The organism is Sphingomonas sp. IBVSS2 (assembly GCF_002127225.1).
Taxonomy (GTDB): Bacteria; Pseudomonadota; Alphaproteobacteria; order Sphingomonadales; family Sphingomonadaceae; genus Sphingomonas.
The window spans coordinates 94,267-116,272 of sequence record NZ_NFUR01000006.1 but is presented as its reverse complement, the minus strand read 5'-3'; the positions used below and the strand labels follow the sequence as shown (position 1 = coordinate 116,272).

General features: G+C 66.6%; 17 protein-coding genes and 1 tRNA gene. 3 read left to right on the top strand and 15 right to left on the bottom strand.

Features of this window, described 5'->3' with window-relative positions; all coding sequences use genetic code 11:
- Window positions 1-92 precede the first annotated feature (92 nt).
- The 12 genes from CAP40_RS17895 to moaA form a co-directional block, all read right to left on the bottom strand.
- A complete protein-coding gene (locus CAP40_RS17895) occupies window positions 93-2,267 on the bottom strand; it encodes a TonB-dependent receptor (protein ID WP_179188351.1) in 2,175 nt (724 codons plus the stop codon).
- A gap of 72 nt (window positions 2,268-2,339) precedes the next feature.
- Window positions 2,340-3,887, bottom strand: a complete 1,548-nt coding sequence (locus CAP40_RS17890) for an amidase family protein (RefSeq protein ID WP_086130914.1) — start codon at window positions 3,885-3,887, stop codon at window positions 2,340-2,342.
- 28 nt (window positions 3,888-3,915) lie between these two features.
- Complete coding sequence (locus CAP40_RS17885; RefSeq protein ID WP_086130913.1) at window positions 3,916-5,547, bottom strand: alkaline phosphatase; 1,632 nt, start codon at window positions 5,545-5,547, stop codon at window positions 3,916-3,918.
- Between the two features lie 25 nt (window positions 5,548-5,572).
- Window positions 5,573-5,965, bottom strand: coding sequence for a hypothetical protein (locus tag CAP40_RS20580; protein WP_086130912.1), 393 nt, complete (start codon window positions 5,963-5,965; stop codon window positions 5,573-5,575).
- Between the two features lie 68 nt (window positions 5,966-6,033).
- A complete protein-coding gene (locus CAP40_RS17875) occupies window positions 6,034-6,528 on the bottom strand; it encodes a hypothetical protein (protein WP_086130911.1) in 495 nt (164 codons plus the stop codon).
- 104 nt (window positions 6,529-6,632) lie between these two features.
- Entirely contained in the window at window positions 6,633-9,995 is a 3,363-nt protein-coding gene (locus CAP40_RS17870; RefSeq protein WP_086130910.1) for a TonB-dependent receptor domain-containing protein, read from the bottom strand.
- Window positions 9,996-10,117: 122 nt separating this feature from the next.
- A complete protein-coding gene (locus CAP40_RS17865; RefSeq protein WP_179188350.1) occupies window positions 10,118-10,993 on the bottom strand; it encodes a FecR family protein in 876 nt (291 codons plus the stop codon).
- 40 nt (window positions 10,994-11,033) lie between these two features.
- Window positions 11,034-11,549, bottom strand: a complete 516-nt coding sequence (locus CAP40_RS17860; protein WP_179188349.1) for an RNA polymerase sigma factor — start codon at window positions 11,547-11,549, stop codon at window positions 11,034-11,036.
- A 326-nt stretch (window positions 11,550-11,875) separates the two neighbouring features.
- Window positions 11,876-12,343, bottom strand: a complete 468-nt coding sequence (locus CAP40_RS17855; protein WP_086130907.1) for an ester cyclase — start codon at window positions 12,341-12,343, stop codon at window positions 11,876-11,878.
- A gap of 336 nt (window positions 12,344-12,679) precedes the next feature.
- Window positions 12,680-12,754, bottom strand: a tRNA-Asn gene (locus CAP40_RS17850).
- A gap of 73 nt (window positions 12,755-12,827) precedes the next feature.
- Window positions 12,828-13,598: an NAD kinase gene (locus CAP40_RS17845; protein ID WP_086130906.1), complete on the bottom strand. Its 771-nt coding sequence runs from the start codon at window positions 13,596-13,598 to the stop codon at window positions 12,828-12,830.
- Window positions 13,595-14,584, bottom strand: a complete 990-nt coding sequence (moaA, locus tag CAP40_RS17840; protein WP_256924345.1) for a GTP 3',8-cyclase MoaA — start codon at window positions 14,582-14,584, stop codon at window positions 13,595-13,597. The genes CAP40_RS17845 and moaA overlap by 4 nt, the downstream gene beginning before the upstream one ends.
- Window positions 14,585-14,643: 59 nt before the next feature.
- Here moaA and CAP40_RS17835 point away from each other — a divergent pair, with 59 nt between their 5' ends.
- Together CAP40_RS17835 and CAP40_RS17830 are read left to right on the top strand one after the other, a co-directional pair.
- Window positions 14,644-16,626, top strand: a complete 1,983-nt coding sequence (locus CAP40_RS17835; protein WP_086130905.1) for a bifunctional diguanylate cyclase/phosphodiesterase — start codon at window positions 14,644-14,646, stop codon at window positions 16,624-16,626.
- On the top strand, window positions 16,623-17,006 hold the full coding sequence (locus CAP40_RS17830) for a hypothetical protein (RefSeq protein WP_086130904.1): 384 nt from the start codon (window positions 16,623-16,625) through the stop codon (window positions 17,004-17,006). The genes CAP40_RS17835 and CAP40_RS17830 overlap by 4 nt, the downstream gene beginning before the upstream one ends.
- Before the next feature lie 2 nt (window positions 17,007-17,008).
- Here the strand turns inward: CAP40_RS17830 and CAP40_RS17825 are convergent, their stop codons facing one another.
- From CAP40_RS17825 to CAP40_RS17815, 3 genes are all read right to left on the bottom strand, one after another.
- Complete coding sequence (locus CAP40_RS17825) at window positions 17,009-17,470, bottom strand: GAF domain-containing protein (protein ID WP_179188348.1); 462 nt, start codon at window positions 17,468-17,470, stop codon at window positions 17,009-17,011.
- A gap of 389 nt (window positions 17,471-17,859) precedes the next feature.
- Window positions 17,860-21,315, bottom strand: coding sequence for a transcription-repair coupling factor (gene mfd, locus CAP40_RS17820; protein WP_086130902.1), 3,456 nt, complete (start codon window positions 21,313-21,315; stop codon window positions 17,860-17,862).
- Window positions 21,316-21,321: 6 nt separating this feature from the next.
- Complete coding sequence (locus CAP40_RS17815; RefSeq protein ID WP_086130901.1) at window positions 21,322-21,588, bottom strand: succinate dehydrogenase assembly factor 2; 267 nt, start codon at window positions 21,586-21,588, stop codon at window positions 21,322-21,324.
- A 185-nt stretch (window positions 21,589-21,773) separates the two neighbouring features.
- On the opposite strand from CAP40_RS17815, the gene CAP40_RS17810 reads away from it, so the two are divergent.
- Entirely contained in the window at window positions 21,774-21,992 is a 219-nt protein-coding gene (locus CAP40_RS17810; protein WP_086130900.1) for a hypothetical protein, read from the top strand.
- Window positions 21,993-22,006: the final 14 nt, after the last annotated feature.

Below are 22,006 nucleotides of genomic sequence, written 5' to 3'. Positions count from 1 at the left end.
GCCGCAGGCGAACCGCACGACCGCAACCGCGGCACGGAGCCACGCCGGTTTGCGCCCGTCCCTGTGTGCCCTGCAATCGAGAGCGGAATGCACTAGAAACGGTTTCTGATGGTCAGGCGGATCGTCCTGCCCACCGGGTCCTGGTCGTCGGGACCATAGCCTGGCGCCGGGCTGCCCGTTCCCAGGCGGGCGCGGGGCCGCGCATCGAACAGATTGTCGATGTCCAGCCCGAGCCGCATGCCTGCGGAACGGCGCGGCGCGGCGCCATCTTGGCCCGGCCGGATGGCGCGTGCCAGCGCATAGCTGAATTTCAGATCCACCGTGCCGATCGCGGATACCAGAAGATCTTCGGGACCGTCGCGGCCCGTGTCGCGCCGCACGCGATAGCCGCTGCGCCAGCGCGCCGCCAGGTTGACGCCCCATGGCCCGTCTCGCCCGTCCATCTGCACATCCAGCTGGTGGCGCGGCACGCCACCGCCGTCCCCGACCAGCCGATCCATTTCCGGCAGGCCCGCATGGATCATGGTGCGGTTGCGCAACTGCAGATTGTGGTTGATCGCGATCCGCAGCGTGCCCGGCTTTGCCCCGCCGAGCGGGAGGGTGACGCTGAGGTTCGAGGCCAGGCTCTCGGCACGCGTGGAACGGAAATTGATCGGCCGCCGGTCTATGGCGGTGAGCCGTCCGCCGGCGTCACGCGTGAACCGTTCGGGGAATGCCGCCTCCAGTTCGGGCGTGGCTTCCGGCAGGGAGCCGATGCCGTTGACGGCATTCGATCGCTGCAGGCTGACGCTCCCGGTCAGGTTCCAGGGAGAGAATGGACCCGCCGATGCCGATAGCGCGCTCCTGTCGAAGCGTGGCGGAAGCAAATCCGGCGTGCCGCCCAGGATCGGCAGGACTTGCGCGGATTCCCCGGTGACGAAGTCGAACACCGTGATCGGCGCGCCATAATAGGCCGGTGCAAAGCGCTGCGCATCGGGTACGCTGTCGATCGTGGTCGACCAGTTGCCGATCAGCCGCAGCTTGGTCAGGGGCAGCCAGATCAGGCCGGCATTCAATCCCTTGCCTTGTCCGGCGTCCGTCTGACGCAGGGTGCCGCCGAACGTTGCGGACATGCTTCCCAGCAGGCGCTCGATCGCCGAGCCGTTGCCGGGGGAGGGCGCGCGCCAGAGCGGAAGCGACACGGTGCCGCCCAGGTTGAGGTCGCGGGCGGAAAAGGCCTGCTTGGGTCCGGCGCCCAGGATGGACGTGCGAGACAGGGATGCCCGCGTGGTCAGGTTGACGGTCACCGGTCCGGCGGGAAGATTGAATATGGGGCGGTTGGCTGACACGGCGGTCGCCAGCGATTGCTGGCGGGACGCGGTATCTGCCAGGCCCGACTGGCTGCTCGTGGAGAGCTGTCCGGTCAGCGATGCCTGCAGGGACCAGCCCAGGAGCGAGCCGCTCAGGCCGCCGATCGCCACCAGGTTGCGCGTGGTGTTCCGGCTTTCGATCGGTTCGCCGCCGGACAGGGATATGGCGCGGTCGCTTCGTATCTGACCCTGGATGTTGAGGCTCGAGGACCAGCGCCCGAGGGCGCGCGTCAACGCCAGATTGGCGTCCACGGTCTGAACCCAGGGGCGGAGACTGGTTGCCTCATAGCCGGGATGGTCCTCCAGATAATGCGATCGTTCCGCGCCGAGCAGCGCGGAATCCCGTGAGGCGCGGATGCCGAACTGCGTCGTGCTGTTGCCGGATATGGCGCCCTGGCGAAGATCTCCGGACAGGCTCGACATCCCGCCGGCGGTGGGGGCCTTCGCGTCGAACTGGCCGTCCCGGCTGTTGAAGCGTCGTTGCAGCACGATGTTGAGCACGCGCCGCGACGAATCGCCGCCATATTGCGCACCGGCGCCGCGCGGCAGCACTTCGACCCGCACCAGCGCATCCGACGGAAACCGGGAGAAGACACCGGGATTGGCGACGCGCTGGCCGTTGACGATGACGACGGGATCGTCTCCCAGGGCATTGCTCCGGATAGTGCGCTGGATCACTTCGCCGATATCATAGGCGCCCAGCGCGTCGATCTCGTCCGCGTTCAGTTCGATCTCGGGTGCGATGTCCGCGGCCCCGCGGCGCCCCGTCACCACGATCTGGTCGGGCCGGGGCAGGGGGGCAGGCACCTCCTGTCCCGTCGGGACTCCGCGGTCCGGCACGGGGGCGGAGCCGGCGGATTGCCCGCCGTTCGCGAGGACCGCAAGCGCGCAGACTAGCAACTGCATTGCAAGCGCCATCCTCCTCGTGCCCGGCAGGCCGCCGAACTGCCATCCCGGTCCATGCCCGTTTCACGGCTTTCCGAAGCCGTTCTAGGTTCGCGATGCGACGCGCGCCGGCGCCCAGAGCGGCGGGCGCCGCTTGGCCCAGGGGGCGGCCTGTTCCAGCTCGAAGGCGAGTTCCAGCAGCGTCCGTTCGTCGCCCAGCCGGCCGGCGAACTGCACGCCGATCGGCAGGCCTTCGGCGGTCCAATGGGCCGGCAGGCTGATCGCCGGTCCGCCGAACGCATTCTGCACCATCGTATAGTCGGCATAGGCGTTCAGCCGCGAGGCCAGCATGTCGAGCGGCAGCGAGCCGTTGATCTCGCCGATCTTCACCGGCGGCTTGAGCAGGACCGGGGACATGAGGACATCGACCTTGTCGAACACGCCGTAATATCCCTTGGCATAGCCGCTCACGCGCCCCAGCGCCTGGTCCGCACTGGCGGGTGGGATGAGATCCCCCATGGCGCCGATCGCCGCGGATGCGGGTTCGATCAGCTCCGCGAGATGCTGTGCGTCGAGCTTGGTGGCGGAGAGCAGATAGCGTTTGAGCTGGGCGCCCTCGAGCAGGTAGATTTGCGTGAAATCGGCCAGGAACGCCTTGGTGTCGAATGGCCATTTCACTTCCTTGACCTGATGGCCAAGGCCGCTCAGCACCTTGTAGGTGGCATCGAGCGCCATGAGCGCTTCCTTGTCCGGCAATGCCCCGCCGAGACCGCTGATCAGCAACCCCACGCGCAGCCGCCGGGTCGACGGCCCTTCGACGCGCCCCACCGGCGGATAGACGCCACCCCGGCCGATTTCGACCGCGGCGAGGAAATTGGCAGTGTCGCGCACCGTCCGCGAGACGCATAGCGGCTCGGTCAGGTCGAGCTGGGCGAGATGGCCCGGCGCATCGGGCACGCGCCCGCGCGACGGCTTGAGGCCGACCAGGCCGCAATTGCTCGCCGGAATGCGGATCGAGCCCGCGCCGTCCGCAGCATGGGCCATCGGCACGATGCCGGCGGCGACGGCGGCCGCCGATCCGCCCGACGAGCCGCCCGGCGTATGGTCGAGCGCCCAGGGGTTGCGCGTGATCCCATAGGCCAGCGTCTCGACGGTGGGCAGTGCCCCGAACTCGCTCATCGTCGTTCGTGCAAAGGCGTTGAAGCCCGCCTGGCCGATCGCCGCAGCCATCGGGCCGTCATGCTTGGCGATCGGCGTGACCTTGTCGAGCCGCGAACCGAAATGCACGTGCGTCTTGGCGAGGTCCTCCTCGTCCTTCACCAGGAAAGGCACCCCCGCAAAGGGCGCGGAGAAGCGCTTCGTGGCGAGCGCCTGCTTGCGCGCGCGATCATAGAGCTTCTCGCTGAAGCAGTTGATGTCGGGCAATACCGCTTCCGCGCGGGCGATGGCGGCGTCCAGCGCTTCCACCGGATGGATCCGGCGCGTGCGGATCGCCTCGGCAAGCGCCGTCGCGTCCATCTCGGCGAGCTCGTCCGCCGCAGCCGGCGCCGCGAAGGCAGCGCCGGGGAGCAACGCGCCGACGCCCATGGCGCCGGCCCGTTGCAGGAAGTCGCGGCGCGTGCCGGCGGACGAGAGATCGTTGCAATCCACCATGATCGGCTTCCTTCGGGTTTGCTGGAGGTCAGGCGCTGAAGGTCCGGCGGCCCCGTTCCACCGTCATCGTCTTGCCGGGGCGAACGGCGAGCGAGCGGGCCCTGACCGTGTCCATGAACACCCATTCGCCCGTCACCTTCTCGGGCGTGAGCTGGACGGTCATGTAGCCGCGATTGCTGGTATCGGCCCATTTCAGCTCGGGGCTGGCGCGCATGATGAACTGGGCGGTCAATTGGGGCGGCAGCGCCAGATAGGCTTCGATCCCCGGCGACGAGACGCTGTGCCCGCCGAACTCGACGCCCGCCGGCTTGCCTTGCGAAGCGAGATCGAACGCCCAGCCATTGTGGCTGTCGCCCGACAGTACGACCAGGTCGGCATCGGCAGCCTGGGCGGCACCCAGCAGGCGCGCGCGCGCCGCGGGGAACCCGTCCCAGGAATCGAAGTCGGGTGCCGTGCCGGCCTTGCCGGCGGCCGAGAGCACGTTGAGGAACGCGGCCTGCTCGGCCGGCAATTTGAGGCTGGCGACGAATGCGGCCGGCAGCTCGGGCAGGCGCATCTGCCCCATGACCACCTGCTGCGCGAGGACCTGCCATTTCGCGCCGCGCCGCTTCGAGCGCGCGATCCCGTCGTGGAGCCATTGCTCCTGCTCGGGCCCCATCAGCGTCCGCTTCGGATCGGCCAATGGCCCGTCGCGCAGCGCCTTGAGCTTGGCGACGGGGTCGCCGCTCGTGCCGACGATCGCCACCGGATCGAGCCGCTCGCTGCGGGCGGTCAGCCGGGTTTCCGGGCGGAAGATCGTCGCCAGGTCGCCGATCTCGAAGCTCGACCAGGGCTTGCCCGATACCGGCAGCCATTCGTTCCAGGCTTTCATCGAGGCGCGCTTGCGCTCCTCATAATCGCCTTCGTCGGGCTGGTGGTTCTCGGCACCATGGGCCCAGGCGTCGTTCGCCGTCTCATGATCATCGTGCTGGACGATCATCGGGAACATCTGGTGCAGGCGCTGCAGATCGGGATCGGTGCGATAGCTGGCATAGCGCAGGCGGTAATCGGCCAGGCGGATCGCCTCACCCGCCGGTTCGATCAGGCGGTCGGCGATCGCCTGGTCCGCACCCGGATAATAGCCGCGCTGATATTCGTAGATATAGTCGCCCAGATGCACCATCAGGTCGATGTCGTCCCGCGCGGCCGCATGGGCATAGGCGTTGAACCAGCCATAGGGCAGGTTGGCGCAGGAGAAGACGCCCAGGCCGAAGCGCTCGACCGGCCCGGCCGGCAGCGTCCTGGTCCGCCCGACCGGCGAAACCGCGCCGTCCGGGGCGATGAAGCGGTAATAATAGGTGCGCCCCGGCTGCAGGCCGCCGACGACGACGCGCGCGGTATGGTCGTCGGCTCTGCTCGCCCCGGCGCCGCCGCTCGTCTTCTTCCGGAAATCAGGGGTTTCGGAAAGCTCCGCGGTCAGCTGCACGTCGCCGCCGTCGGCGGGCACATAGCGGGTCCAGAGCAGGATCGAGTCCGGCCCCGGCTCGCCGCTGGCGACATTGTGGGTGAAGCCGCGCGCGGTCAGCAATGCCTGGGCACGTGCCGCGCCGCCCATGGCCAGCGCGCCGATTCCGAAGCTGCCCGCCAGGATCAGGCTGCGGCGGTCCAGGATGATCGTCATGTCGGTTCTCGCAGGAAATGAAGGACTATCGCGGATCGATCGGCGCCGGTGCCGGCGAGGGCGAGGGCGAGGGCGAGGGCGAGGGTGTCGTGGCGGAGGCCGGGGGCGATTTCGCGGGAGCGGGGATCGCACGCAGCGCCGCGTCGATCGCCTTCACCCGCTCATGCGGCATCGCATCGGGAAACATCGCCTCGAGCGTCTCCAGACTCATCGCCTTGAACTGATCATATTGCGGATGAGTCGTGAAACCCGGCAATTCGCGTTCCAGCACGGCTTTCGCGGCGGGATTGGCGGCGAGCTGCTCGATCGGCGTCCTCGCGCTGAACGCGGGTTTGTCCTGGCCGGCAACGGCGTGCAGCGGAGCGGCGACCGCCTGGAGGGCGATGGCGAGCTGCAAGATACGAAAACCCGTGCGCATCCATGCTGTCCTTGCTGAGCAAAGGAGCGATGCGGCGGGTGGAACCGCCGCATCGCCCAGTTGGGGGGTCAGTTGATCGTGACAGCCGGCGAGACCGTGAGGCTGCCCGAGGCGTTGCAGACGCCGCCGATCAGGGCCAGGAAGCCGGTGGTGCCGGGGAGCGCGGCCGAGAGCGGGCCGGCGGTCGAGGTGAGGTTGCTCCACGGGCCGACGACGTCGCGCGGGCCGCAGTCACCGAGGCGGGTCGAGACGGCCATGTCCTTGATCGTCACGCTGGTCGAGGACGTCGCCTGAACGCGCAGCGGAAGCACCAGACCATCGTCGCACGCCAGCGGGCCGCTGACGGCGCTGCCGGTGTAGCTGGTGAAGGTGATGCCCGTCGAGTCGGTGGTGCCGCTCAGCGTGACATTGCACACCGTGGTCAGGGTGCCGTTCAGGTCCTGGGTGAGCTGGCCCGAAGCGGTCACCGCCGTGTTGGCGGGCGACAGGGTCTGGGCCATCGCCGCCGACTGGAAGGCAACGAGGCTGATGAGAGCGGCGACAGACTTGGTGAAGATATTCATCGTGAGTTTCCTTTTCAATTGGGATGAATTTGAAACAAGGCACGTCCTTCACGAGTAGTTTCTTGTTATATGTGCGACCACATCTTCGAATTTTTGAATGATTGTTATTTAATGCCCACGCGGACGCTGAAGCCGATGATGCGGGGGTCTAGCGTGAATACATTGGAGAAGGTGCCGACTTCGTTCGGCCCGGTGAACGCGTCGGTGATCGGCGTGCTGTTGAACACGTTCTTGACGTAGAACTGGTACGTCAGGTTCGAGGCCGGGCGGCTGAGCGTGATCGCCAGGTTGGCGTTGCCCCAGGCGCGCAGCCGATCATAATCGGTGTTGTAGACACGGGCGAAGCTTGCCGACTGGCGATAATAGTCGCCGCGCAGCGACAGCCGCCAATCGTCGAGGAACACGGTGTATTCCGCGCCGATGTTGAAGGTGAGGTGCGGCGCGTTGGGCAGTTCGTGGCCGCTCAGGTCGGCGGCGAAGCCATAGCCGTTGTTGGGGGCGCCATAGTTGGACGGGTTCGGGCCGTAATAGTTCGCCGGCTTGTTCGGATCGTAGGGCGCGGTCGGGCTGTAGGTAAATCCGTAAAGGGCCTGGCCTATCCCGCCCGGCGCAAATGGATTGCCGGCGGATCCGAACACATGGGGTGCCTCGCAGAAGAAGTTGATCCCCGAATCCGAGGTGCTGTTGATATCCTTGGGATTGACCTTCTTGAGATAGGCGGCGACCAGCGCCTTGGGCGCGATGCAGGTGTTCGGGCTCTGCGCCCAGGGATTGACGGTCATCCAGTCGTCATGGCCCTGCACGCGGTCCATGACGTCGATCGAGCTTTGCCCGTTGCCGATCCGGGTCCTGAGATACCCCAGGGTCGCGCCCACCTTGAAATGCCGCGAGGGTATCCAGGCGGCTTCCAGCTCTGCGCCATAAGTGATTGCGTTGAGGTTTTCGGTATTGATCGCCCGATTGATCAGCTGCGAGATCTGGTAATTCTTGTAATCGTTGAAGAAGGCGGAGAAGTTCAGCAATATCTTGCCGCCGGCAATCTTGTTCTTCATGCCGATTTCGAAGGTGTTGAGTTCCTCCGGCTGGAAATTGGTGGGAAGCCGCGTATAGGTTCCGCACACCAGCGCCGGTGCCACCGGCAGCCCGTTCGGGCCGCAGGGCTTGTCGGCCTGGCCCCGGGGATTGTCGCCACCGCCCTTATAGCCGCGCGCATAGGAAGCGTAGAGCGCGGTTTCGTCGGTGAACGCCAGATGCGGCTTCCAGTTCAACGCGAGCCGGCCGGTCACGCGGCGCCATCGCATCGTCTCGGCGGGATCCGCGGGATAGCCGCGATCGACCGTGCCGCTATTGAGCCCTCGGGTGTCGCTCAGCAACTGGGTGGCATAGGGTATGATCAGCTTCTGATCGTCGGTATAGCGCAGCCCGCCGGTGACCTTGAAATTATCGGCGGGCTTCCAGTAGATCTCGCCGAACGTCGCCCAGGATTTGGTCTTGAGCTGCTGAATGCTCCGGAAATAATTGTGCCCCTCGCCATTGATCTTGTCGATGGGGTTCGGGTCGATATAGGCGCAGCCGACGCCCTTGGCATCGCAATACGGTCCTTCGGACAGCGCGGCGATGGTGAAGAGGTTGCTGAAGACGTAATAATTCTCGGTGGTCTCATAGGACAGGTAATTGGCGCCGAGATTGAAGTTGAGCGGTCCGTCAAAGGATGAATTCAGCCGGATCTCTTGCGCCCATTGCTCGCTGCGTGCCTCCGAACGATCGATTGCCGCCGGGGTGGTAAGCTCGCCGAGCTGCGGATCCTTGAACGTGCCGAGGCCATTGCGAGAGCCGAGATAGGGCTTCCAGGCTGCCTTGACGCCGGTGGCGTACTGCTCCGGCGCAATGAAATAGGGGACCGCCTGAAAGCGGAAGAAGTCCTGCGAGGCGCTGTAATAGTCCTTCGTATAGAGGACCTGACCGGTGAGATGCAGGCGATCGGTGAGGTCGATCTCCGCGTTGAACTGGAACAGGTCGTTCCGTGCCCGGTATCTCGGGTCGTAGAAGGTGCCGATCTCTCGCAGGTCATGGGATTGCTGCCCGTTGGCGGTGCCGAACGGATCGAGCCCCATCGGGGTGTAATAGCTGCCATAGGGCCCCCGGTTTCCGGCCAGTGCCAGGGTGAGCGCCGTCACGATCGGAAATCCGCGGCCGTTGGGCACGCCATAGGCGGCGTCGGAATAGAGGGTCTTTTGCTGGCATCCCGGCGTCAGCGCGCCAATGCTCCACGCGCCGACCACGGGCTGCGACTGGGCGACGCCGTTCCGGTCGGTATAGTCGATCTTCTGCGGCGTCTCGCCGCGCGTGCAAAGCTGTTTGCCGGTGCGCGCGCGGTCGTCATTCTCGTTGAAATGCTCCCAGAAGAAGCTGAAGCGCAGCGCCGGATCGGGCTCCCACAGCGCCGACAGCCGCGTCGAATAGAGATTGCGGCCGTTCACATTCTTCTGCGTCACCGTGTTGTAGTCATAGCCGTCGCGCTTGGTCCACGCGCCCGCGGCACGGAAGGACAGGGTGTCGCCGAGGGGAATGTTGACGAACCCGCGCAGGCGGGTGGAGGCATAATTGCCGACCTCGCCCTGGATCTCGCCGCCCCATATGCCGAGTTTCGGCTTGGCCGGCAGCATGTTGACGACGCCCGCCGTCGCGTTGCGGCCGTAGAGCGTGCCTTGCGGCCCGCGCAGCACCTCGACGCGTTCGACATCGAAATATTCCTGCTCGAACAGTCGGTTGCGGATCAGGGGCGTGTAGTTGAAGCTGATCGCGACTGCCGGGTCGGCGGTGACGGAGATCGCCTTGGTGCCGATCCCGCGGACCGTGAAGTTATAGCCTGAGAAATTGTCCTTCGAGAAGGAGACGTTCGGGATGGCGCGCAGCAGCTCGGGGCCGCCTTCGATCTTCTGGTCCGACAGGTCCTGCGCCGTGAAGGCCGAGACCGCGGCCGGCACATCGATCAGGCGCTCGGACATCTTCTGCGCGGTGACGACGATGTCGTTGCCGCCGCCGGCCTCTCCGGATGCCTGCCCGTCATCGGCGGCGAGGGCCGGGCCCTGCCCGCGGACGGCAGCCTTGGGTCGCGGAGCGGCGACCGTCCTCCTGGCAGGCTGCGCATGGCCTCCCCGAACGATCAGGAAGGCATCGCCGCGCCTCTGATAGGTCAGGTCGGTTCCGTGCAGGAGCTGGATCAGCGCCGCTTCGACGGAGGAGGCTCCCTTGATCGCACGCGCCTTCTTCCCGCGCACCAGATCCTGATCGACCAGGATCTGCGCGCCGGACTGGCGCGACAGCACGTTCAGTGAATCCTCCAGGCTGGCGGCAGGAAGCGTGATGCCATGTTGCGCCAGTGCTGGCGGAGCGGCGCAAATGGCGCCGATGGCGAGAGCGAAAACGGCAACGCCTGTACGAAGCGACCCCTTGAACTTCGGCACTATCTATTCCCCCCTTTGGGCTCGGATCGAGCGACCTCAGGGGAAAGACGCGGCACGCGCCGAAACTTCACAAAGTTTTTTGCTTCAGTTTTGTTGCGATTGGCACGGGTAGCTCAGAGCAATCAGCTCTTCGATATCGTCAATGCGCGCTCTGTCTTGTGAACCCGGAATGCGTGCGTGATCGACAGGTTCTCGAGCTGGCCGACCGGATCGGTCAGCCTTATCCGGCCGCTCACCGGCTTCTCGGCCAGGCCCTTGTCGGCAATATCGATGGGCAGGGGCGAAAGGCTTTGCAGATCGGCGATCACCTGCCGCAACGGCGCGCCCCTATACTCGATCCACTCGCCGCGCCAGCGAGCAACTTCCTCCGGCTTCACGTCGGCGATCCGGTTGAGGCCCGCCTTGTCCAGAATGGCCACCTGCCGGGCCTGGAGCTGGATCGGCGCGTCAAACCATCCGTTCCTGCCGAACCGGACCACGCCGGATGCGACGGCGACACGGATGCTCCCCGGCTTGTTCGAGACCTCGAAGCTGGTCCCGACATCCACGATACGCGCGTTTCCGGTATCGATCCGGAAGGGGCGCTCCTCGTCATGCGCGACCTTGGCGAAGAGCGTGCCTTGGGTCAGCTCGACCACGCGGTCGTGGCGCGTATAGCGGATCTTGACCTGCGCACCGCCGCCCAGGGTCAGCTGCGTACCGTCGGCAAGGGTGACTGCGCGCACTTTGCCGTCCACCACGGAATAGTCCTGCGGCTGGGCGAGGTACAATGCGATCAGGGGGAGTGACTTGTAGCCGCCCAGCATGACGAGCAGGACGGTCACGCCGCCGACCAGCCAGGCATGCCCCGATCCGCCCACGCGCCCATAGGCTTGCAGCGCGGCGTCCATGTCGGACCCCATGATGCGCCGCCACATCGCATCATAGGTCGATCGGCAAAGCGGGTCACCGGCAAGCCATGCGTCGAAGGCAGCCTCGTCAAAGGCCTCGTCGCCCATGCGCCGCTCGATCCACTGCGCCGCTTCCCATTTTATGGAGCTAGTCTCGGACAGGGCCGCCTCTCTTCTCGATCTTCTCGATCGCCGAATCGAGATCGAATATGGCGCGCGCAACATGATTGCTCACGGCGCTGGGGGAAAGGCCCAAGGCCAAGGCCACCTCGCTCGCCGATTGTCCGCGTACCCGCCGGCGAATGAAGACTTCCCGCCTGAGGGAGGGCATGGTCTTGAGGATGCTCGCGATCAGCTCGATCAGCTGCTTGCGCGCCAATTGCTGATCTATCATCGGCTGGGGGCAGGGGATCGCGTCGGACAGTTCGACGAGCGGAGCCCGGCCGGCTCGGCGGAAATGGTCCCTGACCAGATTCAGCGAGATGCGACGCAGCAGGGCGGGTGCATTCTTTACGCTATTGTCCGGCTTCGCTTCGAAGATCAGCAGCCGGAGATAGGCTTCCTGAACAATGTCCTCGCTCAGCGCCGAGTCGTGGACCTGCCGTCCCACATATTCAAGCAGGCCAATGCGTTGCGCACTCAAATGGGCAGGACTCGAAGCCATCGGGAGAGATGCATATGCGTTCGATATGACATGGGGGTTTCGGTCGGGCCGGGTGGCTCGCGGCGTCGATGCGGAGGCGTCAACTGGCTGTTCGCCATCACGGGCCAATGCTCCGAACGGCATTCGCCAGGATCGGATATCCAATCTCCCGGCCATTCAAGCCGAGGATGCCGTGAATGGGTGCGAGATTGCCTTTCGCCGGTTCCGCGTCGGTATCCGGGGAAGGTTCTGACACTCGTCGTCCGTCGAATATGGAGAACCCCGAATGGGGCCGCACCGAGATGCGCGGCCCCACCGGGGGGCGGGGGCATGCCCCGCCAGGCGGCTCAGGCGCCCGCGCCGCCGGCAGCGGCCTCGATCAGGCCGAGCTGGGTGAGTGCGGCGACACCGTCGTCCAGGCCGATTTCCTCGACGATCTTGCCGTCGAGCACCTTGAGCACCGTGGTGCCGGTGAAGTGCATCTTGCGGCCGGTCGCAGCCGGCAGGTCGCCGATCAGGAAGTCGCCGAAGGCCGGGCCGCTATGCGTGCCGCCGCCTCGCCATTGGCCGACGACATAATCGCCTTCGGCGATCAGATCGGCGGTTCCCCAGAAATGGAGATCGGGGAAGGCCGCGCGGAAATCGGTCATGAATGCCTTGATGTCGTCGCGGCCACGGCGCGGCGCATGCAGCGAATATTGGAGCAGCATGTCGGGCGCGGCGATCTCGTCGACGACGGCAAGATCGACGTCCTTGCCCCAGAATTCGGTGAACCAGCGGCCGACGACGGCCTTGTTGTCTTCTTCCTTGCTCATTGAAACGAGTCCTCGTCGAGTGTTGCGCGAGGTGCATCGACGGAATTCGATGGCCTCGACACCCGACTAGGCCGGCGCCGGTCGGCTCGAACTCCGGTTCTTGCCCTGAAATCGGCGACTTCGATCGGCCTCGGCACGGCCGCCGGCGTCGGACGGTCCTGCAGGGAGATCGCAAGTGGCAGATTGCTCCCAAGCGGCCACTGCGGGGAGCTTCTCGCAGAGCAGCGCTTCTCTACTCCAATCGAGAGCGAAAGAACGCTTCAGATCAGCACAAGGCGTGGAGGGAACAGCGAAACCCCAGCCTGGGTTTCGGTTATCTCGCGCTGTGCTGGAGGATGGCTCCCTGAGTAGGATTCGAACCTACGGCCGCTCGATTAACAGTCGAGAGCTCTACCGCTGAGCTATCAGGGATCACCATGTTTCCGCCCGGCGAACCGCGGCGGAGGCGGCCCTATAGCAGCGGGTTTTCGCGGATTGCAAGGGGTCAGGCGACGAATTGTTCCATCGTTATCCGATCATCCAGCGCATGCTCCGGATCGAAGAGCAGCGTGAGGTCGCGGTGGTGGTCGATCTCTATCTCCACCCGGGCGACATCGCGCACCTCGCGCTGGTCCGCCACGGCGCTCACCGGCCGCTTGTCCGCCTCCAGCACGCGAATCGCGATGCGAGCCTTGTCGGGCAGGATCGCGCCACGCCAGCGCCGCGGACGGAACGGGCTGATCGGCGTCATCGCCAGCATCGCCGAGCCGAGCGGCAGGATCGGGCCCTGGACCGACAGATTATACGCGGTGGAGCCGGCGGGCGTCGCGACGAGCAGGCCGTCGCACACCAGCTCAGGCAGCACGACGCGATCGTTGACGGTGACTTCGAGCTTCGCCGTCTGGCGCGTTTCGCGCAGGAACGAGACTTCGTTGATCGCCGGCAGTTCGAAGCGCTCGCCGGCGGCATTGATCGCGTTCATCCTGAGCGGGCTCACCTTGAACGGCTTGGCCCGCGCGAGCCGCTCGTCGAGCCGTTCGTGCCGCCAGTCGTTCATCAGGAAGCCGACCGTGCCGAGATTCATGCCGAACACCGGAACGCTGCGGCGGCTCTCCAGCAGATTGTGGAGGGTCTGGAGCATGAAGCCGTCGCCGCCCAGGGCAACGATCGCCTCGGCCTGTTCGAGGGGGACCCATTCATACGCCTCGCGCAACTCGTCGGCGGCGAGCTGGGCGGGTTCGGTGGGCGAGACGACGAGCGCGCGGAGCTGGCTCATCCGCCGGTGACGCTCATGTGGCGGCGCGTGGCCGGGGCCGCGCCGGCGGCGATGCGGAAATCATGGCGGGCGGGCTTGCGCCGCAGCGCGGCATCGATCGCTTCGTCGAGATCGCCACCGCGCAGCGCGGCCTTGATGTCCACGCCCTCGTCATGGCCGAGGCACATATAGAGCTTTCCGTCGCTGGCGAGGCGGACGCGGTTGCATCCGTCGCAGAAATTGGCGCTGAGCGGGGTGATCAGGCCCAGCCGCGTGCCGGTGCCCGCAACGCGCCAATAGCGGGCGGGACCGCCGGTGCGATGCGTATCGGGGATCAGTTCGAAGCGCGCGCGGAGCGCGGCCAGCACGCCGGTGAGCGGCAGGAAGCGATCGACGCGATCCTCGTCCACTTCGCCGAGCGGCATGGTTTCGATCAGGGTGAGATCCATGCCCCTGGTCGCCGCCCAGTCGAGCATCACGGGGATCTCGTCCTCGTTGAGGCCCTTCAAGGCGACCATGTTGAGCTTGACCGCAAGGCCGGCGGCCTGCGCGGCGGCAATGCCGGCCAGCACTTTCGACAAGTCGCCATGCCGGGTGATGTGCCGGAAGGTCTCGGGATCACGGCTGTCGAGGCTGACATTGATGCGGCGCATGCCGGCCGCGCGCAGCGCTTCGGCATGTTCGGCGAGGCGGGTGCCGTTGGTGGTGAGGGTGATTTCATCGAGACCCGCGCCGAGATGACGGGCGATGCGGCGGACCAGCGCCATCGTATCGCCGCGGACCAGCGGCTCTCCACCGGTAAGGCGGATCTTGCGCACGCCGCGCGCGACGAAACGGTCGGCGACCAGGGCGAGCTCGTCGAGGCGCAGCAGCGCGCCGCGCGGCAGGAAGCGCATATGCTCGGACATGCAATAGCGGCAACGCAAGTCGCAGCGATCCGTGACCGAAATGCGCAAATACTGGATCGCGCGGCCATGGGCGTCGATCAAGGCGGGCGCGGCTGCCATGCAAGACGAGTTACGCATGATGATGGCGGTGGGCAAGCGTTCGCGTTATCGAGAGTGGAATGTCCGAAGATTTCACAGTCATCGAAAGCGCCAACGCAGATGCGGCCCCGGTGTTCGTCCTCAGCTTTCGCCAGCGCGACGAAGTCGCCGCGGCCGCGGCGGGGGGCGGCTGGCGGGTGGTGGCCGCGCGGCGCTCGGATGCGCTCGAGCGGCGCTTCCTGTCGAGCGGAGCCGCCGTCGCGGTGATCGATGCGCGCGGCGCGCTTTCGGAGGGGATGGACGCGGCCAGGGTGCTGGGGCCGACGATCGAGGCGCATGGCGCGGCGATGCTGATCCTGGTCTCGCAGAGCGACACGGTGCACATGCGCCACTTCTTCGACGCCGGCGCCACGCACTTCCTGTCCAGCCCGATGTCCTCGGCGGCGATGGCGCATGCGATCCGCTTCTCCCAGCGGCATGTGGAGCGGCTCTCCGGATGGAACGGGCAGGAAAAGGGGCCGCCCGAGCCGCTCGGCTGGCGATTCGATCCGGCGATGCGCTCGCTCCAGCTCACGCCCGCGCTGGCGAGCCTGTTGGGCCTGCCCGAGGCGCCGGGCACGCGGACCTTCTTCGCCCGGCTCGATCCGGCGGATCGGTCGCTGGCGCGCAGCGCGCTGCGCCGCTTGGATGCGGCCACGCCTTCCACTGCCTTTGCACATGACCTGGCCGGGGTGGGGCGCGTGGTGCAGCATCTTCAGTACGACGCGCAGACCAACCGCTTGCATGCGCTGGTCGAGGCCCTGGGCGTGGCGCCCGACGCCAATGCGGCGGTGCGCGACGCGCTCACCGGCGCGCGCGACGGGCCCAGCGCGCGCCGCTGGATCGACCGGCGTCTTGCGGAGGGCTGCCGCGTGGGCGTCGTGCTGATCGGGCTGACGCGCTTCGAGACGGTGAACACCGCCTATGGCCGGGCCGTGGGAGACGAGCTGTTGCGCAGCGTCTCGCGCCGCGTGGGCGAAGTCGTGCGCGAGACGCTGGGCAAGGGCGCGATCGTCGCGCGGATCGGCGGATCGGAATTCCTGGCCGCCAGCGACGATGCCGATGCTGCGAGGATCGGGGCCGCGGTGGCGCGGCTCGAGGACGCGCTGGCCCGGCCTTTCGTGGTGGGCGGCGACATCGCTCCGCTCGGGGCGCGGCTGGTGACCGGGGAGAGTGTTGCCGGCGACACTGCAGCGGCGCTGCTCCGCCGAACCAGCGAGGCGCTGCTCGGCGACGTGCCGCTGGAGAAGGGCGCGCCACCGGTCGATCTGCTCGTCGACAATCTTCACCGTGCGCTGGAACGCGGCGAGATCGGCGTGCTGTTCCAGCCCCAGGTCTCGATCGCCACGGGGCAGATCGTCGGGGTGGAAGCGCTGGCCCGCTGGAACCATCCCGAGTTCGGCGAGCTGGGTGCCGATACGCTGTTCGCGGCCGCGGAACGGGCAGGGCTCGACGCGACGCTCTCCGACCATGTCCAGCGTCGCGCGCTGGCGGCGGCGGCGAATTGGCCGATGTCGCTGAGCAAGTTGCGGCTTTCGATCAACGTCACTGCCGCCGACGTGGCGCGGGCAAGTTTCGTCGATGCGCTTCTCGGGCGGATCGATGCGAGCAACTTCCCCCGCAATCGCCTGACGGTGGAGATCACCGAAAGCGGCATCATGTCGGACCTGGGCGAAGCGGCACGGCTGCTCACATTGCTGCGGGCGGCAGGGTGCCGGGTGGCGATCGATGATTTCGGCACGGGGTATTCAAGCCTGGCCTATCTCAAGGCATTGCCGCTCGACTATCTCAAGATCGACAAGAAGCTCAGCCAGGACATCACCGGTTCGCCCCGCGACCGGGTGGTGGTGCGGGGCGTGATCGACATGGCGCGCTCGCTGGGACTGGCGGTGGTGGCCGAGGGCGTCGAGACCGCCGAGCAGCTCGATCTGCTTGCCAAGGAAGGCTGTCAATATTTCCAGGGATTTCTCTGCTCGGCCCCGATCGACGTGCCGGCGCTGGCCCAGCTGGTGAGCCGGGGGTGAGCGACCCGCGCGACCTGAGCGGTGTCTGGTACGGCCGCTATGTCAGCAGCGTCGATGGGCAGGACAATGGCTTCATTGCCCTGCTGGAAGAGACCGGCGGCGTCTTCTCGGGCAGCATCAGCGAACGGGACGGGCAGGGCGGCCTGCGCAGCGCCACGGTGGCGGGGCGGCGCAGCGGCGCGCGCATCCAGTTCGTGAAGCAATATCACGGCGATTGGAATCACGCCGTCTTCTACGAAGGCAGCGTGGACGACCGGGGCACTGAGGCGAGCGGCAACTGGAAAGTGGATTGGGTTCACGGCGGCTTCAGCATGCAGCGCGAGAAATTCTCCGCGGACGAGCTGGAAGGGGAACGTGAGGACAGCCTCCAGGTCCATTGACCTCAGGCCGGATCGGCGCCCTTGCCATGGGTGACCCGGCCCAGCGTGACGCCGGCATAGCGCGCCAGGCTGGCCAGCAGCGCGCTGGTGCTCGGATCGATCGGCCCTGCTTCCGCCCAATAGGCGCCCATTGCCATGCTCGGCCCCATCAGCCCGATGGGATACATCGACATGCTGCGTACGAAGGTGGGCCTATAGGCGTCCACGGGAACGCGCGGATCGTCATAGATGTCGGGGATATGGATCGGGCGCGCCTCGAGGATGGCGAGGCCCGATATGCAATTCTCGATCGGGAAACGCTCGCCGGCCCAGAGCGGGGTCATCGCGTCCTCCGCGACATAGGCGACGCTGTCGCCCTCGCGCCGGATGACGGTTACGCCATCGCACCGCGCAATCGTGCGCGCGCATTCCCGCAGCACGTTGACCAACTCGTCGATCGAGGTCGCATGCGACAACCGGGCCATCGCTTCGGTCAACAATCGGCGTTGCTCGAAACTGTCCGGCTCCCTCAAGCCTCGCTCCTCACGAGCGGACCCGTTCAGGGTCTCGCCTGCCTCAATCCCATTGGTCACGGCCAGATACGCAGCCCTGTTCTGTTCGTTTCAACGCGAAACCGGCGAAATCGGATCGGCTTCAACACGACGAAGCCGCGCGATGACCCAGGGCCGCCTGAACACCACGAGGCAGGCGGTCCGGACATTGCGCCGAGTAGCACCATTTCGCCTGCATCCTGGACGGAGTTCCAGTATGCGCAACTACGCAAAAATACCGGGTGCCGCGGAAACCGCCGCTCGGTGCGCCGCCCGCCGGATGGGCGGCGTGCGTCGAAGGCTCCGGCGATGGAAGCGCGGGTCTATCCCGCCGCTTTCGCGAGGCCCCGCGAAAGCTGGAGCGCGCCGTTGAGGCGCGCCTGGGGCGTCGCCCATGCGCGGGTGATGACGAGCTTCATGTCGGGGCGCAGCTTGGCCGTGCCCTCCAGCTTGTCGACATAGGCGAGCAGGCCGTCGACATTGGGGAATTTGTCGTCGTGGAAGCTGACCAGCGCACCCTTCGGGCCGACGTCGAGCTTGGCGATGCAGGCCCGTTTGGCGTTCAGCTTGGCCTCGATCAGCGTGATCAGGTTCTCGGTCGCTTCGGGCAGCTTGCCGAACCGGTCGATGAGCTCGGCGGCGAAGGACTCGATGCCGGCGCGGTCCTCCACTTCGTTGAGGCGGCGATACAGGCCCATGCGCAGGTCGAGATCGGGGACATAGTCCTCCGGGATCATGATCGGCGCATCGACGGTGATCTGCGGGCTCAGGTCGCGCGGGCGCTCGTCGCGCAGGCCGCCGGCCTTGGCGTCGAGGATCGCTTCCTCCAGCATCGACTGGTAGAGTTCGTAGCCGACTTCCTTGATATGGCCGGACTGCTCGTCGCCGAGCAGATTGCCCGCACCGCGGATGTCGAGGTCATGGCTGGCGAGCTGGAAGCCGGCGCCCAGCGATTCCAGGTCGGACAGCACCTTGAGCCGCTTCTCCGCTGCCTCGGTCATCAGCCGCTGGGCGGGGGTGGTCAGATAGGCATAGGCGCGGGTCTTGGAGCGCCCGACCCGGCCGCGCAGCTGATAGAGCTGGGCGAGGCCGAACTTGTCCGCCCGGTTGATGATCAGCGTGTTGGCGCTGGGGATGTCGATGCCGCTCTCGATGATGGTGGTGGAGACGAGCAGGTCGTACTTGCGATCGTAGAAGGCGGACATCCGCTCCTCGACCTCGCCCGCCGCCATCTGGCCGTGCGCGACGACATAGCGGATCTCGGGCACGTCGTTTCGCAGGAATTCCTCGATCTCCGGCAGGTCGGAGATGCGCGGCGTGACGAAATAGGCCTGGCCGCCGCGATAATGCTCGCGCAGCAGCGCCTCGCGCAGCACCACCGGGTCCCAGGGCATCACATAGGTGCGCACTGCCAGGCGATCGACCGGCGGGGTCTGGATCACGCTGAGCTCGCGCAGGCCCGACATCGCCATTTGCAGCGTGCGCGGGATCGGCGTGGCGGTGAGGGTGAGGACGTGGACGTCCGCCTTCATCGCCTTCAGCCGCTCCTTGTGGGTGACGCCGAAACGCTGCTCCTCGTCGACGATGACCAGGCCGAGCCGCTTGAACTCGACGCCCTTGGCCAGCACCGCATGGGTGCCGACGACGATGTCGATCGTGCCGTCGGCGGCGCCATCCTTGGTCGCCTTCATCTCGGTCGAGCCGACCAGGCGGGAGAGGCGGCCGACCTTGATCGGGAACCCCTCGAAGCGCTGGGTGAAATTGTTGAAATGCTGGCGGGCGAGCAGAGTGGTGGGGCAGACCACCGCGACCTGCATGCCGGCCATCGCCGCGACGAAGGCGGCGCGCAGCGCCACCTCGGTCTTGCCGAAGCCGACATCGCCGACGATCAGCCGGTCCATCGGGCGGCCGGCCGCGAGATCCTCGAGCACGTCGCCGATCGCGCGGTCCTGGTCGTCGGTCTCCTCATAGGGGAAGCGGTCGACAAAGGCGGGATAGCCACCCGCATCGGGCTCGGCGATTTCGGCGGGGCGAGTGGCGCGCTTGGCGGCGGTGGCGATGAGCTCGCCCGCGATCTCGCGGATCCGCTCCTTCATGCGGCTCTTGCGCCGCTGCCAGGCCTCGCCGCCCAGCCGGTCGAGCGCCGCGCCTTCCTCGCCCGCGCCGTAGCGGCTCAGGACCTCGAGATTCTCGACCGGCACATAGAGCTTGTCGCCGCCGGCATAGGTTAGGGCGACGCAGTCGTGCGGGGCCTTCTGCACGGGGATCTGGGTCAGGCCCTCATAGCGGCCGATGCCATGATCGACGTGCACGACCAGGTCGCCCGGCGAGAGCGTCGCCAGTTCGTTGAGGAAGGCGTCGGTCGACTTTCGGCGCTTCGAGCGGCGGACCAGGCGATCGCCCAGCATGTCCTGCTCGGTGAGCACGGCGACGTCCGGCGCGGCGAAGCCGTGATCGAGCGGTAGCACGATCATCGCGACCGCGCTGTCGGCGATGCCCATCGCCTCGTGCCAGCTGTCCGCCTTGCGCGCGGTCTTGAGGCCGTGATCGGCGAGCAGCCCGGTCAGGCGCTCGCGGGCACCGTTGGAATAGCTGGCGAGCACCGGTTTTTTGCCCGATTTCCGTAGCTTGGCGATATGTTCGACCACCGCCTCATAGACGTTGGTGCCGGCGGCGCGCTCGGGTGCGAAGTCGCGCGGGCCATCGACGTTGAAGTCCAGGACGGTGGCGCTGGTGGGCTCGTGGAAAGGCGTGCTGACATGCGCCGGCCAGTCGACAAGGCGGCTTTCCCATTCGTTCGCAACGAGATAGAGCGCATCCGCGGCGAGCGGGCGATAGCTGCCCGGATCGGCCGACTGGGCGCGGACGCGGTTCGACTGATAGTCGGCGATCGCTTCGAACCGCGCCTCGGCAGCGCCGGCATCGCCTGCGTCGCGGATCAGGATCGCGTCGCCGGGAAGATGCTCGAACAGCGTCTCCAGCCGCTCCTCGAACAGCGGCAGCCAATGTTCCATGCCGGCGAGGCGGCGACCGTCGCTGATCGCCTGGTAGAGCGGATCGCCGGTCGCGGTGGCGCCGAATTTCTCGCGATATCGCGTGCGGAAGCGCCTGACCGATTCCTCGTCGAGCAGCGCTTCGGAAGCGGGAAGGAGCGTGAAGCCGTCGATCCTTCCGGTGGTGCGCTGGTCGGCGGGGTCGAAGGTGCGGACGCTCTCGATCTCGTCGCCGAAGAAATCGAGGCGCAGCGCCTGTTCGGCGCCCGAGGGGAACAGGTCGACCAGGCCGCCGCGGACGGCGAACTCGCCGGCGTCGTTCACTGTGTCGACACGGACATAGCCGTTTGCCTGAAGCAGGTTTCCGAGCTTTTCCAGGCTGATACGCTCACCGGGCGCCAGACGCGCGACGAGCTGGCGGATGCGGAAGGGCGTCAGCGTCCGCTGCGTCGCGGCGTTGACCGTGGTGACCAGCAGGCGCGGCTTTTCGCTTTTGACCTGAAGGGCATGGAGCGTCGCCAGCCGCTCGGCCATGACGCGCAGGGTGGGGCTGGCGCGGTCATAGGGGAGACAGTCCCAGGCGGGGAAGCCCAGGACCTCTAGCTCGGGCGCGAAATAGGGGGCGGTGCCCGCCACGGCGCGCATCGCCGCCTCGTCGGGCGCGACGAACACGGTCAGTCGCCCGATGCGTGCGAGATCGGCCAGCATCCAGGGAAGGAAGCCGGCAGGCGCGCCCGACAGCGTGAGGGGCTTTTGCGCGGAAAGGATGGTCTTGAGGTCGGGCATTCGGGCTCAGCGAGAAATCGGCACGTAGTTCAATGTCTTGAGGGCAGTCATTACCGTGCCGGCATAACATTCGGGCACCGGCTGCGTGCCCATCGCCCAGGCCATGATGTCGACATCCTGTTCCTCGAGCAGGGCCTCGAACAAGTCGATCTCGGCATCGTTCCAGCCGGTGCCGTGCCGGTCGAAAAAGCCGCCGATCAGCAGATCTGCTTCCTTGACGCCGCGGTGCCAGGCGCGGAAGCGCAGGCGCTTGAGACGGGTTTCGCGGTCCATTCGGTCCTCAACGGGAAATGGCCGGCAGCGCAAAAAAATGCGTGTCGGCGAAAATGGTGGATACGCTTCCCCAGATAGGTTGCCGCGCAAACGAACGCCAGCCGCAACTTAATCGGCCGTTTCCGCCCGCCCGGCCGGCGATCTTGCTATGATGGACAGATACTTAGCGTAAAGGCCGTCCAAAAATGCGTTTCGTGATGCTCAAGTCGATCAATGGCGACCCCATCCTGGTGAACATCGCCGCGGTGCGCACGGTCGCGACGATCAACATGGCCGGCGCCGATGTCGGCGTGCTCTCGTTCGACGGCGCGCACGAAGTGGTGGTCGGCTCGACCGTGACCGAAGTCCATGCCGCGATCGAGGCGGCCGGCCAGGCGATCGCGCCGGTGCGCAGCGCCGCCTGATCCCGCGCGCGCCC

Coding starts and splice junctions, on each gene's coding strand:
- CAP40_RS17825 (WP_179188348.1), bottom strand. CDS start 17,470: ATGGCCCGGTTGTCGCATGCGACCTCGATCGACGAGTTGGTCAACGTG.
- CAP40_RS17875 (WP_086130911.1), bottom strand. CDS start 6,528: ATGAATATCTTCACCAAGTCTGTCGCCGCTCTCATCAGCCTCGTTGCC.
- CAP40_RS17860 (WP_179188349.1), bottom strand. CDS start 11,549: ATGGCTTCGAGTCCTGCCCATTTGAGTGCGCAACGCATTGGCCTGCTT.
- CAP40_RS17890 (WP_086130914.1), bottom strand. CDS start 3,887: ATGGTGGATTGCAACGATCTCTCGTCCGCCGGCACGCGCCGCGACTTC.
- CAP40_RS17815 (WP_086130901.1), bottom strand. CDS start 21,588: ATGGACCGCGAAACCCGTCTCAAGCGCCTGCGCTTCCGCGCCTGGCAC.
- CAP40_RS17865 (WP_179188350.1), bottom strand. CDS start 10,993: ATGGGCGACGAGGCCTTTGACGAGGCTGCCTTCGACGCATGGCTTGCC.
- CAP40_RS17835 (WP_086130905.1), top strand. CDS start 14,644: ATGTCCGAAGATTTCACAGTCATCGAAAGCGCCAACGCAGATGCGGCC.
- CAP40_RS20580 (WP_086130912.1), bottom strand. CDS start 5,965: ATGCGCACGGGTTTTCGTATCTTGCAGCTCGCCATCGCCCTCCAGGCG.
- CAP40_RS17845 (WP_086130906.1), bottom strand. CDS start 13,598: ATGAGCCAGCTCCGCGCGCTCGTCGTCTCGCCCACCGAACCCGCCCAG.
- CAP40_RS17895 (WP_179188351.1), bottom strand. CDS start 2,267: ATGGCGCTTGCAATGCAGTTGCTAGTCTGCGCGCTTGCGGTCCTCGCG.
- moaA (WP_256924345.1), bottom strand. CDS start 14,584: ATGGCAGCCGCGCCCGCCTTGATCGACGCCCATGGCCGCGCGATCCAG.
- CAP40_RS17810 (WP_086130900.1), top strand. CDS start 21,774: ATGCGTTTCGTGATGCTCAAGTCGATCAATGGCGACCCCATCCTGGTG.
- CAP40_RS17885 (WP_086130913.1), bottom strand. CDS start 5,547: ATGACGATCATCCTGGACCGCCGCAGCCTGATCCTGGCGGGCAGCTTC.
- mfd (WP_086130902.1), bottom strand. CDS start 21,315: ATGCCCGACCTCAAGACCATCCTTTCCGCGCAAAAGCCCCTCACGCTG.
- CAP40_RS17855 (WP_086130907.1), bottom strand. CDS start 12,343: ATGAGCAAGGAAGAAGACAACAAGGCCGTCGTCGGCCGCTGGTTCACC.